Source organism: Pseudomonas sp. RIT-PI-o, from assembly GCF_001297215.1.
GTDB classification, from domain to species: Bacteria; Pseudomonadota; Gammaproteobacteria; order Pseudomonadales; family Pseudomonadaceae; genus Aquipseudomonas; species Aquipseudomonas moraviensis_A.
In genome coordinates, this window is record NZ_LHPA01000014.1 from 1 (window position 1) to 1,916 (window position 1,916).

At 61.6% G+C, this 1,916-nt stretch carries 1 pseudogene; it reads right to left on the reverse strand.

Features of this window, described 5'->3' with window-relative positions:
• Nucleotides 1-1,916: pseudogene (locus AEQ63_RS28595) on the reverse strand (hypothetical protein); the annotation flags it as partial.

Sequence of the window (1,916 nt, forward strand, 5' to 3'; positions counted from 1 at the left end):
GCGTTCTGGGCCTCCAGTGGGTCGAGGCTGGTGTCGTTCGGGGCTTGCTTGATTTTCGGCTCTTTCAGATCCAGCGCCACGCCGACACGAAACTCCAGCGGCTCGGCATAACTGGTCCTCCCATCCGCACGCTTGATTTCGTACCTGGCCACCACCGTCCCGCCTTCGTTGTCCTTGATCATCGCGGCCGGGATGGTGAACGGTATTTCCTTACCAGCGGTAAATTCGTTCAGCTTGATCGAGTCGGGATACTCACCGGTGATCGAGCCGACCCAGAACATGAACGCTTCATCGCCTTTGACCGTTTCCGTGTAGATGATCGTCGCGGTGGTGCCGGGGGTGTCGGCGGGCAGGACGCCGTCCACCACGCCGGCCACCACCGGTTCGGGCAGTTCCCGGCGTGGTTTGCCGACTCGCAGGATGTCGGTGTGGATCGACTCGCGAATGGCGTGGGACGCCTGGTACGCGTCCAGCTTGGCGAACGCCGCGCTCGGGATCAGGAGTTGGTAGTAGAACTCCGCCGTGCCGCCGTTGACCGGGGTCAGGTGGTTGCCGTCAATGCTGTACGACAGCGGTTTGGCTGCGACGATGTCGTTGTGGGTGATGGGGCGCGTTGGCAGAGCAGGCAGGTAGGGCTTGAGGCCTGACGTGGTGCCGAGCATGAATATGTTGAGCTCCTGACCTTCGGCAAAGGATTTGTCGAAGGGGATTTCGAGACGCACCTGGGGCAGTGCGGGATCCAGCGCCCCGGAGTTCTCGTCCAGCATGATCGGCGCGGCCAGGCGCTGGACTTCGCCGATGGCGCGGATGAATTGGCCGTTGGATATCAGGTCGGCGCTGCCATCGGCTTTTTTCAGGCGGTAAGACACGGTGATCTGGGACTTGGCCAACTGACGCAGCACGGCATTGGGGGCCTTGGTTTCAACAACGCTCGGCACGCTGATCAGCGGGAGGCCTTCTATTTCCAGATCAATCGGTGGACCTTCGACCGGCGTGCCCTTGATCTTGATGAACGGAATGTCACCGATTTTGAAGTGGGCATTGTCTGTGGCGACCACTTGCACGGTGCCATCGGCGTCGCCCAATTGGTCGACGTCCAGCACGTTGTTTAGCGCCTCCTTGAGCAACGGCGCACCCAGCCGGGTCGCATGAACGGCCACCACCACACGCTGTTCAGGACTCCAGTCCTCGGAACGGTTGAAAACCTTGTCGTACACCTCGAACACCACGGCCACTCCGGGGATCCCTGGACCACCGGCATCACCCGCTTCACGGATGATATCTTCTTTGATTTTCACGATGATCGGCGCCGTGCCTTCGGCCTGGTCCTGGGTCAGTGGAGCACTGAGCACGAAGATTCCACCCCAACTCACGCGGCAAATATCGCCGGCCGCGGCGAAGGGATAGGGCGGTGTGCCGTCGGCCTTGCCAATGCTGATGTCCACGCCAGCGGCCACGTTGCCCTCGTGGATGCCGCCGTCAAGAATCTCCTGCGCAATGATCATGATCAGCCTGGAATGGCCGTCGTCACCGTTGTTATCGTGGCCACCCGGGCGCGTCAGCTTGACCAGCACCTGCATGACTTCGGACGGTTGATCTGTGCCGCCCAGCGGCTTGACGGAATAGGACACCGCAAACTCGCCGTCGACCATGTGCCGCGAAGGCACGAACATGCGCAGTTGCGTATCGACCTCATCCTTGAGGACGGTCTGGGTCAGCACGTTGTGCCCGGTGCCCCAAAATATCGTCAGCCTGTCGCCGCTCGCCATATTTCCCCACGGCCCCGCCTCGCACCGCAGGCCGTGATACGGAAAGTTGTCCAGCGCGGCGGCGATGTTGATACCCCAGACATCGGGATCCTTCGACACCGGGTCCTTGCTGCGACCAGGGATGCCGAGTTCTGCGAGTAGCAGGGG